The sequence below is a fragment of the Schaalia canis genome (assembly GCF_003858455.1).
GTDB classification, from domain to species: Bacteria; Actinomycetota; Actinomycetes; order Actinomycetales; family Actinomycetaceae; genus Pauljensenia; species Pauljensenia canis.
Genome location: NZ_RQZF01000057.1, coordinates 1 through 275, shown reverse-complemented (window position 1 = coordinate 275; position 275 = coordinate 1). Strand labels below are relative to the sequence as shown.

Annotated in this window: 1 protein-coding gene; it reads right to left on the bottom strand. The window is 58.9% G+C overall.

Translation table 11 applies throughout. The features are described from left to right. Window positions 1-275: pyrophosphorylase (locus tag EII11_RS10400; protein WP_124872496.1), on the bottom strand; the 275-nt coding region annotated here is incomplete at both ends.

Here is a 275-nt window from a genome sequence, read left to right as displayed (position 1 = left end):
CCGCCGCCTGCTTGGAAGATGTTGGTCGAGATCTGCTGGAGCTGGCCACGTAGTTCTTCCAGTTCAGTCTTGGCCTTCTCAAGGGCAGCGCGGGTCTCAGGCCAGGTCTGGCCACGGAAACGCTCAGCCAGGGGACCATCCCACACATTGGGATCAGACAGGGTCCGGCCCTGAGCATCAAGCTGGGAGATCTGGTCAGTCAAGCCACCGTTAATGATGGACTGAATCTGCTGGATAGCGGCCTTGGCCTGCTCGGTAGAAAGAACGCGAGACAT